Here is a 16,458-nt window from a genome sequence, read left to right on the forward strand (position 1 = left end):
CTAATCCTCATATACGCGTTACCACACCCGAAGGGGGTACAGGTCGAACAGGAGTGTTTCGAGTGAAGTAGTGAGGAGGCTGAGATGCCTGAGCGGAGTGCGATTGTGATCGGCGGTGGGATCGGTGGCCTCGCCGCGGCGGCAGGGCTGTCCCGGACCGGGTGGCGGGTGACTGTGTTGGAGCAGGCGCCCCGGTTCGCGCCGGTCGGTGCGGGCATCGCCCTGGCCCCGAACGCCGTGCGGGCGTTGGACTGGCTCGGCGTCGGTGACGTACTGCGGGAGTGCAGCGTCGCCACCGGCGGTGCGGGGCTGCGTACGATCTCCGGGCGGTGGCTGCTCCGCAGCACCGTGGAGCAGCTCACCGCCCGGCAGGGTGTGCCCGCGTACCTGCTGCACCGTGCCGACCTGCACCGGATGCTCGCCGACGCGGCCAGCCAGGCCGACCTGCGTACCGGGCACCGGGTCACCGGCGTGGTCACCGGGCCGGACCGGGTCGAGGTGCGGTTCGTCGCCGAGGGGCAGTCTGGCACGGCGACGGCCGACCTGGTGGTGGCCGCCGACGGCGTGCACAGCGTCGTCCGGCCTGCGGTGTTTCCCGAGCATCCCGGCCCGGCCTACGCCGGGTACATCACGTGGCGGGGCCTGGCGCCGGCGGCTGCCGCGCCTGCCGACCTACCGGCGATCGTCCAAACCCTCGGGCCCGGGCTGGGATTCGGGGCAGGGCCCCTCGCGGACGGTCGGGTATACTGGTTTTCCGTCCACACCGCACCGGAAGGCGCCCACACCGGCGACAACCTGACCGACGTCGCCAACGTGTTCGCCGGCTGGCACGACCCCATCCCCGCCGTGCTGGCCGCCACCCCGCCCGAAGGGCTGCTGCGGCACGACATGTACCACCTCGCCACCCCGCTGCCCAGCTACGTCGCCGGGCGGGTGGTGCTGCTCGGCGACGCCGCCCATGCCATGACCCCCGACCTTGCCCAGGGTGCCTGCCAGGCCCTGGAGGACGCGGTCACGCTCACCGCGCTCACCGCCGGGCCGGGCGACCTGGCCGCGGCGCTGGGCGGCTACGACCGTGCCCGCCGCAAGCGCAGCCAGGACCTGGTCCGCGTCTCGGCCCGCACCGGCCGCCTGCTCATGACCGCCAACCCCATCGCGGCCCGGTTGCGTGACCTGGTGGCCTGGTCGTTGCCCACCGCGGTGTTCCTGCGCGCCACCGCCGGCACTTTCGGCTGGCGGCCACCCGCCCGGCCAACGCTGACGGCCGAAGTCGGGTGACCTCGATGATTACGGTGAGGCCGCCGGCACCGTCGGTTTCGACATTGTCGTTGGTGGTGTGGTGCGCAATGTGGCAGTGCAGCAGCCATCGGCCCGGCTCGCGGGCGGTCCAGATGACGTCGTGGCGCTGCCCCGGTCCGACGTTGACGGTGTCGGCGTCGAACCGGGCGGTGGGTCGCAGTGGGATGCCGTCGATCGCGGCGACGGTAAACGGGCCGCCGTGGATGTGCATTGGGTGGATGAAACCGTTACTGGTGCCGATGAACCGCACCAGCAGCCGCTGCCCTACCCGCATCCGGATGGTGTCGGTGGCGGGGTAGGACTTGCCGTTGATGGTGAAGAAGTTCGGTAGGGCACCGTCCATGGGCATTGCGGGTAGGTCAGCCCCTCGCGTTCCAGCCACTCCTGCGGCTGCACGGTGTACTCCTGGTCCCACTCGACCGGCTGCACGACCACTGGCTGCTGTTCCCGACCAGGATCGAATCCCACCAGCGGGAGAAGAGCACCACCAGGCGCAAAGGCGAGGTCCGGACCGCAAAGAGCACGGCCACTGACCTGGCCGCGTTCGTGGCCTGGGTGAACAACCACGCTGCGGCGATGGGCGCAGACCCGATCCCGGTAGACGATCGCGGGCCTCTGAGCGCCTCCCGGTTCCGTCTCACGCTGGCCTGGTGCATCCGCCGCCGCCCTCGCGGCTTGGTCGCCGGCGCGATCCAGTACGGGCACGTCCACACCCGCTTGTTACCAACAGTGACAGTCTGACGCTTGTCATCAGTTGTCGATAACGTGCACTGACCTGCAAAGACGTTCCTTTGAAGCGATCGCTGACTGTCACTGGTTGTCGATCTGGAGCAGGGGTTTTCGGGGGGTAAACAAGGGGCGGGTTGATCATGTAAGCCGACGGGACGGACCGTAACGCTGTTCGGACATGTCAGGTTGGCCTGGTAGCAGCGCCAGGGTGGTACTGACCGAGTACATCCGACACTTCAATCACCATCGCCCTCACCAAGGCCGCGGGCAGGTACCGCCCAACCGTGGGCCATCGTGATGCCGATCGACGGCGTTGTCCCACCCGACGAACCGGCGGGGTCATCCACGAGTACCACCGGACCGCTTGACGGATCTATGAACTCGCAGGTCAGCAACCGGAACTAAGTTTTGGCAGCCTACACGCGCCGTCCAGAACAGGGTGATGGTCGCTCTCTGACCCCGTACGCCGACGGGCCCGCGCCGGTGCCGGACGTCGACACCGGCCGGGCCCCGCCGCCCCGGCTCAGTCGGTCGGCCGGGAGACCACCTCCAGCGCCGGGACGCTGCTGGTCGCCTGCTGGGTCACCACAAACAGGTACTTCAGGTCGGCGGACCAGGCCAGACCTCGGGGCGCCGCCACCTCGCCGCTGTCCAGGTCAACCCTCTTCTCCGGTACGACGCCGCCCACCTCGTAGACCAGGACGTCCTCCCGGCCGCTGGTGTTGCGGCCGATGGCGAGGTACCGACTGTCCGCTGAGGCGGTCACCGAGTTGGGGCGGAACCCGGTGGCGTACGCCCCGCGCCGGGCCAGGTCCGCCGGGGCGAACGCCTCGGCGTGGTCCCGCGACCCCGAGGCGGTGAACAGGGTGGCCCCGTCCGGGCTCAGCGCGAGGTCGGCGAGGCTGCTGCCGACCACGTCGCCGCTTGCGCCCTCCGTCAGCTCGACACCGGCCACTGAAAAGACCCGTACCGTCGACAGGCTCAGCGAGAGCTGCCCGGCGACGAGCGGGCCGGCGTCGGTGGTCACCGCGCTGAGCAACGGTGCCCGCTGGAAGATGGCGCCGCCCTGCCGGTCGAGCGTGATGGCCGGCGGGGTCGCCGCGGTGTCCAGCGCGCCAATCTTTCCGGTCCAGTCGGTCTCGCAGCCGTAGCCGAACCAGATGGTGGTGCCGGTCCGGGCCAGGTGGGTCGGGCAGGTCTGCGGCCCGACCGGGTAGCGGGCCGTCTCGGCGTACGTGGTGGTGTCGATCGCGGAGATGGCGTCGCCGCTGGCCAGGGCGGCGTAGAGCGTGGTGCTGTCGGCGCTCAGCGCCAGGCCGGTCGCTCCCGGCTGGCCGGTGATGGTCTTCTTCACCCGCCCCGAGAAGTCAGTCACCACGATGCCGTTGGTGGTCGCGCCACCGCTGAGGAATACGCGGTCGTGGACGTCGTCGACCACGATGTCCCCGTAGTTCGGCAGCGGCAGCCGGTCGTCGCTCGCCTTGGCCGGCCCGCCTGCGGCGGCGAGGACCAGCGCCGCCAGCACTGATCCGGTTGCCATTCGGAGGGTGAACCTGCGCATTTTTCCCACTCCTCTCGTCAGTCGCCTCTAGAGTTCCGGATTTCTGTCAAGTAGGGGCCAGGCGTTCATAGAGCTCCACCCACCGGTCGATCCGCGCAGTCAGATCGGGATTCGTCACGTGGCCGCGCACCCGGTCAAGTGACGAAATCACCCGCTCCAGATCCTGGAGCGCCCGCATTTCTTCGTCAGCTGGGCCGTCGATGCCCTCCCGAAATTCTCGACTACGCCTCTCGGCGGCTTTAATTGCCTCTTCTTCGGTCAATGGAATCGCGGCTATCGCCGCCCGGGCCGAGCCATCTGGGGTTACCTCGTCGGGGAGCCCAGGGGGCGGGGTGCCGAACCGCAGTGCCATTGCCGCGAACCTGAGCAGCCAGTACGCGGCGTGCGGTGGATCGACCTCCCCCATTATCGTACCCAGTTCGACGATGGACACGGCGAACGCAAAGGAATCGGAATCTGCGGGCTCGCCCCGTACCAGCCTCGCCGAGACCTCTGTCTCCGCCGATCCTAGGACGGAAAACCACCACTGGATCCCGGTGCCCGTCGGATAGGTGCTGCGGATCCACTCTGCTCGCTGGTCTGGGGGAAGGTTGCGCAGCCGGTTGTATTGCTCTCGTTGGGCGGTCATGATCAAGCGCGGCCTCCGTAATCCCTCCATGCCCTGAGCGGTATCCTAACGCCGGCCGACAAGAATGCGTCGGAACCGCGTTGGAGGAAGGTCTGAGAGCATGCCGGGCAGGGAGTGTAGTGTCCGGTCCAATTGTCAAAAGAGGTCACCCGTCCACCTCGCACCGTCATCTGGCCCGCCCCGAGTACCGCACTTCCGCCGGTGATCACGGTGTGCTTGATTCCTTCCAGGGCGGGCGCGATCCCGAGTCGTCCGGCATCGTCGAGCGCCCAGATGAAATCGCCGTCCCTGCCCAATGCGGCGGCAAAGTCATCCGATCCCGCAAACGTCGGGGTAACCCCCCGGATATCGGCCTCCATCAGTTCGAATGGCAGCTCGTCCGGTTTGCTGTTCGGCACCGGATCGCAGTTGTGCACAAGTACCGGCTCGGTGCCCATGGCGACGTAGTAGGTGTGTAGCCCCTGCACGGTCAGGTTGTGCACCCGCTGCTGCTGGGTCCAGGACCGTACGGAGAGGACCTGGACCAGGTCCCGGTCGTCCGTACGGAGCCAGTCTCCGATCGCCAGATCCTTGGCGTCCGCCCAGCGCCCCTCGGCGTCAAGCCAGAACGGGTGGCCAGCGGTGGCGATGACCGTGCCGGTGGCGTCGCCCCGGACCCCGTCGGTGTCGATGGTGACCTCGACCAGATCCTTCGCACCGTCGCCGACGATCAGCGCGACAACCGGCCGGGACTCGGTCAGCCCGGTGACCGGGTCGGTCGCCAGTACCTGGTCGCCGACCTGGACGTCCTCGATGGGCTTGCTGGTGCCGTCGGCCAGCACCACGGCGGTGCCGGGGACGAAGCTGTTGGGGCAGCCCGGCGGCTTCGGTGCGGCCGGCGGTGCCTGGGGTGGCGGCGGGGGTTTGGCCGGTCCGGCTGGCGCGTTTCCGCCGGCCGGGGCGTTGCCGGCGGGTGGTGTGTCGCCGCCGCCCTTGGCCGGGGGAGCGGGTGGGGCGTCCCCGCCGGTCTTCGGTGTGGGTGCCCCCTTGGCGCCGGCGGCCACCTCGTCAGCGCCCTTCGCACCGGCCTGTACCGCGTCGACGCCGGCCTTGCCGTACTTGCCGGCCTTCACGGCGGTTGCCGCGTATCCGGCGAGCGGGATCGCGGAGGTGAACGAGAGCGCGGCGTCGACGTAGTTGCCCTCGGCGGCGTACCAGATGCCGTTGGCGATGTCGGCGACCTCGCCGACCACGGGCACCAACCCGACCACGTCGAGTGCGGCGTGGCCGATGTCGCTCCAGGACGGCCAGTGCCCGGTCAGGTCGACCATGCTGATCGGGTTGCCGCCGCCGAAGGAGTACCGGTTCATCGTGAACGGGTTCGTCGACAGCGAGAGGTCCGACAGTGCGCCGTTGTAGAGGTCGAGGGAGAGGAACCGGTTCTCCCCGGGGCTGTAGTCCCGCAGGCCCATGTCGTAGTTGCCGGAGGCGGAGTCCCAGCGGGCGGTGTTGAACCGGTAGACGTTCTCCGGCTCGGCGTCCGGGTTGCCGGGGTCGGGCTTGTCGGCACCGGTGAAGGAGTCGGTGTCGTCGCCGCCGTACGCGGTGTAGCCGTAGGTGGCGCGGTTGTTGCCCTCCTCGTCGGTCAGGCTCTCCACGTCGGCGTGTGCGTTGTAGCCGTGGTACGACTGCTCCTGCTCGCCGTCCTCCGGGACGCTGAGCTGCCCGAGCAGCTCCCCGAAGGGGGAGTATTGGTAGGACTTGCGCAGTTCGCCGTCGACCCGCTCGGTGAGTACCTGCTGGGTCAGCCCCAGGTAGTCCAGGGTGGTGGTCTTGGCGTCATCGCCGCCCGCCTTCGCGGTCCGGCTCACCGTCCGGTCCAGCGGGTCGTACGCGTACCGGGTGCTGCTGGCGACGGCCCCGCTGCCTCGGCGGTATTCGGCGGTGCGGTCGAAGCCGTCGTAGATGTAGCGCTCGGTCTGCTCGCCGCCGGTGCTGATCCGGCTAAGCCGGCCGAACGGGTCGTAGCCGTAGACGAAGGTGGTGTCATCGACGGTGGAGGAGGCCAGCCGGTTGCGGTCGTACCGGAAGGTGGTGGTGTCGTCCTTGGTCTTCTGCTCGATGATGTTGTTGTTGGCGTCGTGCCGGTAGGTCTCGGTGGACTTTTCGTCGCCGTCGGTGCCGGACTTGGTCACCGTACGGACCCGGTCGCGCGGGTCGTACTCGTAGCTGAAGACGTCGTTCAGGTAGGCGCTGTGGTCGTCGGCGTTCTGCCGGCGGGCGGTGTCCTTGGTCTTGTGCGAGTTGGCGTTGTATTCGAGCGTGTGCTCGTTGACCACCGTGCCGCCGGACTTCTTCTCCACCTGGTGCCGCAGCAGCCCGTCGAGGTAGTACTCGAAGTCGACGGTGTTGCCGTTCGGCTTGACCTGCTGGCGTACGTGGGACCGGGCGGTGTAGCTGAACGTGGTGACCTGGTCCTCGGCGCCCTCGCCGGTGGCCCGGTTGGTGATCCGCTCCACCAGGTCCCGGGCGTCGTACGTGAAGCTGGCGGTCTGGTCGTCGTGCTGCCAGGCCGAGATGTTGCTGTTCGGGTCGTACTCGTAGCGGGTGGTGTTGCGCAGCGCGCCGTCCTTGCGCTCCTCGATCGAGGTCGCGCGGTCCAGCGTGTCGTATCCGATGGTGTACTCGTCGGTCCGCGCACCGGGGCTGGCGTCGGTGACCTGTGTCAGGTTGTCGTTGACGTCGTACCGGTGCTGGAAGGTCTTCCGCTCGGTGTCGATGTCGCCGCTGTTGTCCCGGACCAGCCGCACCGCGTCAGCCACCACCGGGTTGTCGGCGTCGCCAGCGAGGGTTATGTTGCGGAGGTTGTCCTCGGTGAAGGCGAAGCGGCCGAGGCTGACCCACTCGCCGGTGTCCTGGGTCTGGTCGACGGTGCGGGTGGTGCTGCCGCCGTTGTGCTCGACGGTGTAGCGGGCGTTGGTCGCGGCGCCGCGCGGGAACCGGACGGCGACGTCGTAGTTGCCGCTGGCCGGGATGTCGGCCTTCCAGGTGAAGCTGCCCTCGGTCGCGGTGGCGACCCGGTAGTCGTACCCTTCGTGGTCGGCGCCGTCGCCCTCGACGGCCCGCCAGCCGCCGGCGGTCTCGGTGTGGTTGGCGTCAGAGTTGTCCACCAGCACGACGTGCTGGCCGACCGGCACCCCGTCGTCTGAACGGGACTTCAGCTTGCCGTTGAGGTGGTATTCCCAGGACATGGTGCGGCTGGAGCCGCCGCCCGCGCTGAGGAAGGTGCGGGAGGTCTGCGCCCCGACCGCGTTGTAGTCATAGTTAGTGCGGATGCCGAACGGGTCGATTGAGCTGCGCAGCCAGCCGTTGTCGTAGTAGGTCTGCCGGGTGACGTTGCGGACGCTCTGCCCCTCCGACGGCGGCGCGCTGACCTCGGTGAGCTGGCCGACCTGGTCGTACCCGTAGAAGATCTTGTCCGGCGTGTTGACCGTCTCGTCGTCCGCGGCGAACGGGAGGTGCTTCTCCTTGATCCGGTTCAGTTCGTCGTAGACGACGGTCTGCACGAAGTCGTTCGGGTCGGGGGTCTCCGTCCCGCGTGGCATCGTGGTCCGGGTCGGGTTGCCGACCTGGTCGTACTCGTAGCGGCTGGTGAAGTAGCGGATGTCGCCGCCGTCGCGGGAGTGCGGCGTGCGGGTCTCGATGACCATTCCCCGCTCGTCCAGGCGGGTCAGGCTGGTGTTGCCCTCCTGGTCGGTCGTCTCGACGACGTTGCCGTCCCGGTCGTACCGGACGCTGGCCCGGTGCCCGGCCGCGTCGATCACGGCGGTGACCCGGTGGTTCAGGTCGTACTCGTACTTCGTGGTGTAGTCGTTCGGGTCCGGGGTCTGGTTCTTCTTCGGGTCGACCTCGGTCACCAGGTTGCCGACGGAGTCGTACGCGGCCGTGCTGCGGTGGCCGAGCGGGTCGGTGACGGTTATCCGCCGGTTCAGCTCGTCGTAGGTGTAGCGGGTGACGAAGTCGTTAGGGTCGTCGCGGGTCAGGGTTCCCTTGGGGCGGGTCTCGGCCAGCAGGTTGCCGACCGGGTCGTAGCGCAGCGTGCTGGTCTTCGCCGGCTCACCCGGCGATTCGCGGGGCGCGGTCAACGCCACCAACTGGTCGTTCTCGTCGTACCCGGCGGTGGTGACCGCGCCGTTGGCGGCGGTCAACGTGATCATGTTGCCGTTCGCGTCGTACTTCGGGCCGGGCGTGACGATGTACTCGCCCGCCGCCGCGTCCTTCGGGATCCTCGTGGTCAGCGGGCGGTTGAGGATGTCGTAGGTGAAGGTGCGGGTCTTCTGCCGGGCGTCGACGGTCGACACCACGTTGCCGGTCGCGTCGTAGCTGAAGAAGCTGGAGCAGCCGAGCGCGTCGGTGATCCGCCGCGGGTAGCCGTTAGCGTCGTAGTCGGCGTACGTGGTCGGGTTGCCGTTGGCGTCGGTGGTGGTGACCAGGTGGCCGAATTCGTCGTAGGCGTACCGGCTGGTGTAGTCGCCGTCGGCCGGGCTCGCCGTCCCCTTCGGATCGGTGACCGCGACCAGATTGCCCCGGTCGTCGTAGACGAACTGCCAGCGCCGGCCCTCCGGGGAGGTCTTCTCGGTCAGGTCGGCGACGTGCCCGTCGAGGGCGAACCGGTAGCCGAGCCGGGTCGGCGGGTGGTCGTGCGCGTTCGCCTCGGCGTCCCGGATCTCCAGCGGGTAGCCGGTCTTCTGGTCGTAGACCCAGGTGCTCAGCGCGCCGTTGTGCTCGCGCAGCCGGACCACGTTGTTGTCGGCGTCCCAGACGAGCTGCGTGACCTCGCCCTTGGCGTTGGTCAGCCGTTCCACCCGGCCGTAGCCGTCGAGCAGGAAATGGGTCGGGTGGCCGTTGGCGTCGGTCACCGTCGCGGTCAGCTTCGAGCCGTCCGCGCCGTCGGCATCGGCGTACCCGAAGTCGGTGCCATGCCCCCGGCGGTCGGTGAGTTCGGCGACCCGGCCACGCAGCAGTGACCCGGCGCCGCTGTCGTGGTACGCGATGTCGGTGTGGTTGCCGTTCGGGTCGACGGCCCGGACCAGCCGGCCGTCGTCGTAGTGGAAGCCGAAGGCCCGCGCCTGCGGGGTGCCGGCGCCGTCGACGATCTCCTGGAGTTCCCCGTCCTCGTTGTAGGTGAAGGTCAGCGTGCGGCCGGAGACGTCGGTGATCGAGCGGAGCTGGTGCACGATGTTGGCGTTGGTCAGGTTCTGCGCCAGCCGCTTGACCAGCCCGTCGAAGTACGCGTAGTCGTCACCGGGCTGGTAGTAGTCGAGGGTGAGGGTGCGCCGCCCGGTGGCGTCGACCAGCCCGGTGAGCATGCCGGTGTGCCGGTTGCCGATGGTGGCCTGCGCGTACTCGAAGGTCAGCTCGTTGCCGTTGCGGTCGACCGTCGCGGTCTGGTAGCCGCGCTCGTCGAAGTACATCCGGGTCCGGTCGGGGCCGGTGATCGACCAGCGGCGGGCGTCGTCGTCATCCCCGGTCCGCTGTAGCAGCAGGTTGACGCCGGCCGGGCTGTCGTAGGTCCACTTCGCCCGGTCGAGGCTGTCGTGGCGGTTCAGAGCGAAGTGGTGGCCGGTGCCGTCCCCGTCGACCAGCGTCACCCGCTCCGGGTCACCGAGCAGGCCGCCCTGGAACTCCAGCGGTGAGCCGAGCCGGGTCAGCGTGGAGGTGGCCAGCGACCAGCCGGGGCCGAGCGAGGAGGTCGAGCCGTCCTGGCTGTTGTAGGCGAGCCGGACGAAGGTGACCGGCCCCCGGCTGGGGTTGGCGATCGGGCTGTAGTCGAGAACGGCGTTGCCGGAGAAGGCGTTGACGGAGAGACCGGCGCCGGCCCCGGTCGCGGTGCCGGCGTACTGGTAGAAGTGCTCCAGACCGAGCTGGTTGGAGGTGGGGTGCTCGACGGTGACGTCCTGGCGCAGCGGCGCCACGTCGGCGGTCTCGGAAAGCCAGGTGCGGCGATCCCGGTCCCGCAGGTCCCAGGCGAGGACGTACCGCTCGCGATCCTGCCCGAGCAGGCTCTCGCTCGGGGCCTTGACCTTCGTCTCGACCAGCACCGACGCCCCGGGCGCCAGGTCCGTCGGCAGCGCAGTCTCCAGCCGGTTCGACCCCGTGGTCTGGTCCCGGCCGTCCGGGCCGAACCAGCGGTACGACAACACGTAGGTGCTCTTCGGCAGGGTGCCGGCGGTGATGTTCCGGACGGTCACCTGGACGGGGTACTCGTCGGAGGGAATCATCCGGCGCGGCGCGTCGGGTGCCGAGTAGGCGCCCTCGACCCGGAGCGCGGCCGTGCGCAGCGACCGGGGAACGGGCGCCTGCCGGCTGGCGGTCGTCGCCGGGGAACGGGTCGGCGCCGGACAGGACGCGACCGCTGGCCGGGGACCGTCAGAGCCGGGTTGCCCGTCCGGCCGGACCCTGGCGGCGGGCGCCGCCGTGGCGACCGGTGCCGGTGTGACGGCCGCCAGGGTCAGCACCAAGGTGGGCAACAATCCGAAGCTGATGAATCGTCTGAAACGCGCCACGCCACCCCTACCCTTCGTCAGAATGTCCTGGCCGTATCGATCGGCCAGATCGGTCACCAGGAACCGATCAGGGCATGACGAGATCAGTGCACGAGGAACTCGGCGCACCACGAATTCAGGGCATGCCAGATCAGCGCATGGCGAAGAATGCGCAGGTGAATAGCAGACACTGCGGCCGAACGCTGCGGCCCGCGAGAGCGAAATGATCGTCCTATCGGCGCCGAAGCGCCCGAATCCACAGTGGTCGAACTAGAGTCGCGACCATCGGCCCTCAGGTCGACCGGGCCCCCGTGTACCCCCTTCCATCGACCCCCGGACATCTGGGTGAAAGGCTATCGATGGATACAACACTTTGCGACCCCGTCTACTGTCGGGTATTCGCACCTTCTGATGCGCCGTCGCGAGGGCGAGGTCAGTTCAGATGAACGTCTGGAACATGATGTCGACCTTCGATGCGGCGCCTCCGCAGTCGCTGAAGTTGTCGTGGCCACCGGCCGCGACCTAGTCGACAACCCCGAGTCCGGCTACGACCGTGCCGAACGGCAAGTAGCTCGGCGGAAACTCACCACCCCGGAAGACGATGAAGAACCCCCGCCTCACCGCTCCGTACAGGGCGATTGCGTAGTCCTGGAATGAGTGGTTGGCCTGGGAACTATGTGGACGGCCGGGGTGGTCAGGGCTGTGAGGCGGTGTGGCGCCTCGGTGATCATGGAATTGCTGAGACCCTCACGACTCCGAGCAAGGACCACACCCGCTGATGTCATCTTCGCTGATCGACGCTGTCCGCCCCAACCCGACCGGCGGTATCGACGTACCCGCTGGCCTGGGAGAGGATGGGCGGTAGAATCTGCTGCACGCCCTGGCCGCGGTTCCCGATCTGCGGCGGCGACGTGGAGTGCGCTATCGGCTGGCCAGCCTGCTTGCCGTGGCGGTGTGCGCGGTGCTGGCTGGAGCTACCACATTCGCCGCGATCGCGGACTGGACGGCCGACCTGGACAAGCCGGCCCGCCGCCGTCTCGGCTTCACCGGCCGCATCCCAGTAAGCAGCACGGTGTGGCGGTTCCTGATCCGCATCGACGCGCAGGTGCTGCAGGCGGTGCTGACCGGCTGGCTACTAGGGCAGCCGTACTTCGAGATGTTGAGCTGTTGATGGTCGCCGATCGGCTCTGTGATCATGTTCCGGCGTCGTAAGTAGGTGCGCCGGTGCGTCCCGAACACGCCATACTTCGTGTCATGGGCGTGCGTAGCGGCTGGCGGGTCTGGCCCGATCATGAGCGGTACGGCGTGCCGTCTCCGGGTGGTTGGGACGTGCCTGCCGGCACGATGCCGGGCTGGAACTGGACACCCCCAGGCGGGTTACGACCACGGCTGGAGCGCGTTCCACGTTGGGTGCGGATCTGGTACGGGCTGCCATTCATCGACCGGTACGCGCATGTGTGGATGTGGGGCGGGGGCGGCTGGGAAGTGGATGCGCCACCAGGTGCTGCCGGTCCTGATGCTGCCCGTGTGCGCGAACCGCTACGACCGCCCCCGACGTGTGTGCCAGGGGCTGCGGAACGCATCCCTGACTCCCAGGTCGCCAATCAACCTCTGCAGGGAACCGTCCCGGTGCGCGGAGTGGTGCCGACGGCGACGCCCACGGTCGGATAGGCGGGGTGGAGACGAGGCGGCCACCGCGTGATCATCCGGTGTTGTGTCGACAACGAAATATCACGAGATGGCCGCTGCGGCCATGCTAGAGGCCGGGCTGGCCGAGGAGAAGCTCGCTGAGCTGGTGGGGCGTCTCGGTGTGCACTTCGCCCGGGTCGAGCCGTTCGCCCAGGCCGGCAAGTACGTGCGCGGCTTGATGAGCGACCTGCCGCGCAAGAACTGCTGGACATTGGCCGAGTACGCCGGGGACCGGACCCCGGACCGGATGCAGCGGCTGCTGGAACGCGCCTGCTGGGACACGGTGGCTGCGATGGGCACGGTACGCAACTTCGTCGTCGAGCACTTGGGCGGCGACGGCGGGCTGGCCGTGCTGGTGCTGGACGAAAGCGGCGATGAGAAGACCGGAACCGCCACCTGCGGGGTCAAACGGCAATATGTCGGCTGCGCTGGCAAAGTCGCCAACGCGGTCAACTTCGTCAACGCCGCCTACAGCACGCCGCGCGGCCACGCCCTGATCGGATCTGGGCTGTATATCCCGGCCGAGCACCTCGACGATGAGGGCACCCGCGCGAGGATGGGCATCAACCCCGATCACAAATTCAAGACCAAAGCCGCAGTTGGGCGCCGACCTGCTCACCAGCGCGCTCGACGCCGGCGTGCGCATGGACTGGTGCACCGCCGACGCGGTCTACGGCCGGGACCGTGGCCTGCGCGAGACCTGCGAGAAACGCGAGATCGGCTACAGCCTCGGCGTGCCCTGCTCATTTCGGATCCGGCTGCCGTCAGGTACCACCATCCGCGCCGACGCTGCGCTGAAAATCCTCACCGCGCGGGCCTGGCAGATCGCCTCCTGCGGGTCGGGCTCCAAAGGAGACCGCCGGTGCGGCCCGCCTGCTCGGCGACATCGCAGACATCGCCCGGTTCGGTGACCGGCGGGGCGCACGCCAGATGAAGCCACACCAAACTGCGATGGGCAGCCGCGATGAGAGCGACCCCACCGGTCACCTCGACCAAGCCTGGCCGGGCTGCGGTCGTATCACCAGTCAACAGGTAGCCGATGACAGTGCGTCGTAGGCAGCGTGCGTCCGGATCCGCGTGCGGATGCTTCTAACCGCTCGCTGATGCCGTTTGCGTCGGGGTGGAGACGGCCGCCTCGTACCTGAGCAAGGTATCGACGAATGTGCGTTGTTGTGCTGGGCTCAGCGGCGCGAGTGCCTGTCGCCATGCATGGGCACCCGGAGACAGCCATTGGGCGATGGCGGGACGGCTCTCAGGGCTGATGTCGATGATGCGGCGGCGGCGGTCGGCGTCGTCCTCGCGCCGTACCAAGACTCCTCTGCGGCTCAGATCGCTCACGATCAGGCTCACCGTGGTCGGTGCCACACCCAGCATCCCGGCCAGTTGGGAGACGGTCAGCGGACCGTCGAGTAGGAGCAGGGACAGCATCGACAGGTGTCTCGGCGCCAGCTCAAGCGACCGTAGCTGTTCCGGCAAGGGCAGCCGTTTGACCCTACCGACCAACCTTGGCATCACCAGGAGCAACTCCCTGACCGTGTCGTCCGTGGTGTCAGGCGTTGACATCCGCCCACCTCCCGAATACCTTTGTAACCAAAGCTAATTTGCGATCAAATCATTCACGGAGGATGGTATGCCTCACCTCAGCGTGCATGTGCTGGAGAGCGACCTGGCCGGCCGTGAGACCGCACTGATTCGGAACCTGACCGACGCGGTCGTCGCCGTCTATGGGGAGTGGGCCCGAAGCATCGCGGTCGTGCAGTTGATCGGCCTGCCGCCCAACCGTTGGGGTATCGGCGGCAACCCAGCAGAAGCACCCTCACCCAGCGTCACGTTCGGCATCAGGGAGGCGGCGTTCAGCCGACCCGACGCCGACGAGATCGTTGCCCGCCTCGTGTCCGGGGTCACGGACGCCATCGTCGACGTCCTCGGGGAGCGCGTCCGCGCCGGCCTCACGGTCGAGCTTGTAGGCACCCCGGCCGGGCGCACAGGAATCGGCGGAGTTGTCGTCACGTCATAGGGATCAATCAAGTGCCGGAGCCGGTTACGAGCATCCAACAACACTCGATCGGCGCGCTCTACTGCCGCCGTCCGTGCGCGCTCCACCGGCCGGAACCGCCACGTTCCGTTGGCGGCTCCCGGACGCCGGCCGGCGTCGGGATTTGCTGAGAAGCGTGGCGTCCTGAGGTGCGAGCCGAAGGTTGGCATGGATGGGCGGTGCTTGCGGTCTGCAGTCGGACAGGGCACCGCGCACCCGTGTCGCTGCTGCGCGTTCATGGTCCATACACTGCGTCCCTCGGCTGCAGGTGCCGATCCGGTGCGGGAGTGCGATGTCGGTGGTCTTCGCGATGCGGAAGGTTTGGGTGCCGTCCACGACGGATCTGTCTGGGGAACGGCGCCCTCTGTGGTGGACGGTCGGTCCGTCGGGAGCGCTTGCCGTCCTGTTCGTCGAACGACGTCAGTTGAAGAAGATCAGCTATATCAAGGGCTGGGTGGGCTGGGTTCCCGCGGGTCCCTTCGACGGCGTGCTCGTGATCCGCCAGCCTGACGGATCGGTGCAACGCCGAACCTTGGAGGCGATCCCGAGACGGCCGAGCCACATCGCGCTCCTTCCGGATGCCCGGCTCCTGATTGCAGACGGTCGCGCGGGTCGGGATGACACGGACGCGTGGGCGCCAAACGCCTCCGTGTTTTCCCTCGAAGGTGAGGGGCGGACGACATTCTGTGTTGGCGATGACACCGACGTTCTGATCACCGACCATGGCGGATCGATCTGGACGGCCTACGGCGATGAAGGCATCTACGGGGGGCATCCGCAATCAGCGGCTGGGCTTGCCTGCTGGGACGATCAAGGCCAGGTCGTCTGGACTCCGAACGGCCGGTTGCCCGAATGGCCGCTGGCCGGTTGTGCCGCCGCCACCGAGGGCGACCACGTGTGGTTGGCCTGGTACTCCGGCAACCGCAACGGCGACACCTTCTTGACGCGGATTACCCCGCTCACTGGTGAGGTGGTCAGCTGGCTCAGTCCCGTACCGTCGCCCGACGGGCTGGCGGTACGCGGCAACCGCGCGATCCTGACCCGGCGGAACCACAATCAGCGATCGACTGAAGCGTTCCGCGCCGAGCTGGTCGGGGCTTCCTGGGCCGTGACGGACCGACACATGGCGCAGGTGCCCGGCCGCGTCGTGCTGCGGTGCGGCCAGGGACGCGACGGCTTCCTGTGGCTTCGTGCCGGTGATACCTGGCTCGGTATCGAGGCGTGAGCGCTGGGACTTCTGCGGCACGACCGGCTGGCTGCCAAGCCTTGAGAGGTTAGGAAGGACTGACTGACCGAGACGCACGGATCTGCCGCAGAGCACGCGCGGCGGTGGCTGCGCACGGGTCACAGAGCGTGGGCATCGTACGGCTGGCGCGCCGTCCGATCATGCCGACGTGCGTATGCTTGACGGGTGTAAAGGGCTACTGGGATGAGCGCGTCAGCTGGCCGGTGCCCACCCATCGCACCACGAAGCGGCGGGACTGGGGGACAGATAGCACAACCCCCATCGCCAGAAGCCAGCCAACGCCGACAACGAACGGATCCGGTGTCGGGGAGGCGAAGGCCACCAGAAGCCAGCTCAGGACGGCGAGCGCCAGCAATCGGACGATCACCACGATTGCAGCCGTGATCCTCATGCCTGGAGCATCGCACATCGAGGAAAGACGTTGGGTTATCGAAGCGCCTACCCGCAATGTCCGGGCAGCCCGCTCAGATGACTGGCCGAGATCTCCTACAACATCCGCTTCAACGCCTCCAACCTGATGCCACTGCTCGCCGAGCGCGGCAGCGCGTAGCAGTTGTCGCGACCTGCGGAGATGCGGTCGCACCCGGTGGTTGGGTTCCAGGTAGCTTCGGTCCATTCGATGGCGCTGTTGTCGGCCACAGCGGTCTCCTTCTACTCCTGGCTGACCTTCACCATGTCGAACATGTGTCCGGATCGCGAGACGTGGAGGCTCACAGGCCGTTCGGCTAGATCTTCCCCGCCTCGCAC

12 protein-coding genes are annotated in these 16,458 nt (G+C 68.1%); 6 read left to right on the forward strand and 6 right to left on the reverse strand.

Annotation, left to right across the window (positions count from 1 at the left end):
* Positions 1 to 84 precede the first annotated feature (84 nt).
* Positions 85 to 1,278 carry an FAD-dependent monooxygenase gene (locus AAH979_RS40975; RefSeq protein WP_346263509.1) on the forward strand — a complete coding sequence of 398 codons (1,194 nt, stop codon included), beginning with the start codon at positions 85 to 87 and terminating at the stop codon, positions 1,276 to 1,278.
* Between the two features lie 58 nt (positions 1,279 to 1,336).
* Positions 1,337 to 1,630: a hypothetical protein gene (locus AAH979_RS40980; RefSeq protein WP_346263510.1), complete on the forward strand. Its 294-nt coding sequence runs from the start codon at positions 1,337 to 1,339 to the stop codon at positions 1,628 to 1,630.
* A 921-nt stretch (positions 1,631 to 2,551) separates the two neighbouring features.
* Here the strand turns inward: AAH979_RS40980 and AAH979_RS40985 are convergent.
* The 3 genes from AAH979_RS40985 to AAH979_RS40995 all read right to left on the reverse strand — a co-directional run bounded on the left by AAH979_RS40985 (position 2,552) and on the right by AAH979_RS40995 (position 10,726).
* Positions 2,552 to 3,568 (reverse strand): hypothetical protein, encoded by a 1,017-nt coding sequence (locus AAH979_RS40985; protein ID WP_346263511.1) that lies wholly within the window; start codon positions 3,566 to 3,568, stop codon positions 2,552 to 2,554.
* Between the two features lie 67 nt (positions 3,569 to 3,635).
* Positions 3,636 to 4,223, reverse strand: coding sequence for a hypothetical protein (locus AAH979_RS40990; RefSeq protein ID WP_346263512.1), 588 nt, complete (start codon positions 4,221 to 4,223; stop codon positions 3,636 to 3,638).
* Positions 4,220 to 10,726, reverse strand: a complete 6,507-nt coding sequence (locus tag AAH979_RS40995; protein WP_346263513.1) for a polymorphic toxin-type HINT domain-containing protein — start codon at positions 10,724 to 10,726, stop codon at positions 4,220 to 4,222. The genes AAH979_RS40990 and AAH979_RS40995 overlap by 4 nt, the downstream gene beginning before the upstream one ends.
* Positions 10,727 to 11,621: 895 nt before the next feature.
* Here AAH979_RS40995 and AAH979_RS41000 point away from each other — a divergent pair.
* On the forward strand, positions 11,622 to 11,912 hold the full coding sequence (locus AAH979_RS41000; protein ID WP_346263520.1) for a transposase family protein: 291 nt from the start codon (positions 11,622 to 11,624) through the stop codon (positions 11,910 to 11,912).
* A gap of 543 nt (positions 11,913 to 12,455) precedes the next feature.
* Positions 12,456 to 13,364 (forward strand): transposase, encoded by a 909-nt coding sequence (locus AAH979_RS41005; protein WP_346263514.1) that lies wholly within the window; start codon positions 12,456 to 12,458, stop codon positions 13,362 to 13,364.
* Between the two features lie 155 nt (positions 13,365 to 13,519).
* Here the strand turns inward: AAH979_RS41005 and AAH979_RS41010 are convergent, their stop codons facing one another.
* Positions 13,520 to 13,993 carry a MarR family transcriptional regulator gene (locus tag AAH979_RS41010; RefSeq protein ID WP_346263515.1) on the reverse strand — a complete coding sequence of 158 codons (474 nt, stop codon included), beginning with the start codon at positions 13,991 to 13,993 and terminating at the stop codon, positions 13,520 to 13,522.
* A 67-nt stretch (positions 13,994 to 14,060) separates the two neighbouring features.
* Here AAH979_RS41010 and AAH979_RS41015 point away from each other — a divergent pair, with 67 nt between their 5' ends.
* Both AAH979_RS41015 and AAH979_RS41020 read left to right on the forward strand, forming a co-directional pair.
* Positions 14,061 to 14,447 (forward strand): hypothetical protein, encoded by a 387-nt coding sequence (locus tag AAH979_RS41015; protein WP_346263516.1) that lies wholly within the window; start codon positions 14,061 to 14,063, stop codon positions 14,445 to 14,447.
* A gap of 310 nt (positions 14,448 to 14,757) precedes the next feature.
* Positions 14,758 to 15,690, forward strand: a complete 933-nt coding sequence (locus AAH979_RS41020; protein WP_346263517.1) for a hypothetical protein — start codon at positions 14,758 to 14,760, stop codon at positions 15,688 to 15,690.
* A 196-nt stretch (positions 15,691 to 15,886) separates the two neighbouring features.
* Here the strand turns inward: AAH979_RS41020 and AAH979_RS41025 are convergent, their stop codons facing one another.
* Together AAH979_RS41025 and AAH979_RS41030 are read right to left on the reverse strand one after the other, a co-directional pair.
* Positions 15,887 to 16,102, reverse strand: coding sequence for a hypothetical protein (locus AAH979_RS41025; protein WP_346263518.1), 216 nt, complete (start codon positions 16,100 to 16,102; stop codon positions 15,887 to 15,889).
* A gap of 95 nt (positions 16,103 to 16,197) precedes the next feature.
* Complete coding sequence (locus AAH979_RS41030; RefSeq protein WP_346263519.1) at positions 16,198 to 16,350, reverse strand: DUF5131 family protein; 153 nt, start codon at positions 16,348 to 16,350, stop codon at positions 16,198 to 16,200.
* Between the last annotated feature and the right edge of the window lie 108 nt (positions 16,351 to 16,458).

Origin of the sequence: Plantactinospora sp. ZYX-F-223 (assembly GCF_039649625.1) — a bacterium.
GTDB lineage: Bacteria > Actinomycetota > Actinomycetes > Mycobacteriales > Micromonosporaceae > Plantactinospora.

Coding starts and splice junctions, on each gene's coding strand:
- AAH979_RS40975 (WP_346263509.1), top strand. CDS start 85: ATGCCTGAGCGGAGTGCGATTGTGATCGGCGGTGGGATCGGTGGCCTC.
- AAH979_RS40985 (WP_346263511.1), bottom strand. CDS start 3,568: ATGGCAACCGGATCAGTGCTGGCGGCGCTGGTCCTCGCCGCCGCAGGC.
- AAH979_RS41010 (WP_346263515.1), bottom strand. CDS start 13,993: ATGTCAACGCCTGACACCACGGACGACACGGTCAGGGAGTTGCTCCTG.
- AAH979_RS41015 (WP_346263516.1), top strand. CDS start 14,061: ATGCCTCACCTCAGCGTGCATGTGCTGGAGAGCGACCTGGCCGGCCGT.
- AAH979_RS41020 (WP_346263517.1), top strand. CDS start 14,758: ATGTCGGTGGTCTTCGCGATGCGGAAGGTTTGGGTGCCGTCCACGACG.
- AAH979_RS41025 (WP_346263518.1), bottom strand. CDS start 16,102: ATGAGGATCACGGCTGCAATCGTGGTGATCGTCCGATTGCTGGCGCTC.